This is a genomic window from Paenibacillus sp. CH40 (assembly GCF_024213605.1).
Taxonomy (GTDB): Bacteria; Bacillota; Bacilli; order Paenibacillales; family Paenibacillaceae; genus Paenibacillus; species Paenibacillus polymyxa_B.
Genome location: NZ_JANAVQ010000036.1, coordinates 1 through 471, shown reverse-complemented (window position 1 = coordinate 471; position 471 = coordinate 1). Strand labels below are relative to the sequence as shown.

1 protein-coding gene is annotated in these 471 nt (G+C 58.2%); it reads right to left on the bottom strand.

Annotated elements, in window-relative coordinates; translation table 11 throughout:
- The coding region (locus tag NLX73_RS24860; protein ID WP_254327613.1) for an AMP-binding protein at positions 1 to 471 on the bottom strand (471 nt) is incomplete at both ends.

Sequence of the window (471 nt, the reverse complement as noted above, 5' to 3'; positions counted from 1 at the left end):
GGCTACATGGTGCGGGCCAGCCAGTGGCTCCAGATTCGAACCGTCTTTGTGGTAAATGTCTTGGCCATCCTGCTCATAACGATCCAGCACCAGCACCTGGCCGTCGAAACTCCGTGAGGCTTGCTCCGCCAAATGCGATTGCGTCAGTATCAGCTTCGCACCCGAATCCTCCAGCATAAAGCGGATGCGGTCCGCCGGATATTCTGGATCGATGGGCACGTAGGCTCCGCCTGCTTTGAGGATCGCGTAGATGCCTACGATCATGTCCAGCGAACGGTGAACCAAAATGCCCACGGGCTGATCCGGTTCAACACCTGCGGCACGCAAAGTACGTCCGAGACGGTTGGCACGCTCATTCAGCTCCGCGTAGGTCAACGACTCCGCTCCGCACAACACTGCCACCTGATCCGGTGTTTTCGCTGCCTGCTGCTCGAACAGTGCACTTAGCGTTTGATCCTGCGGATAGGCTGC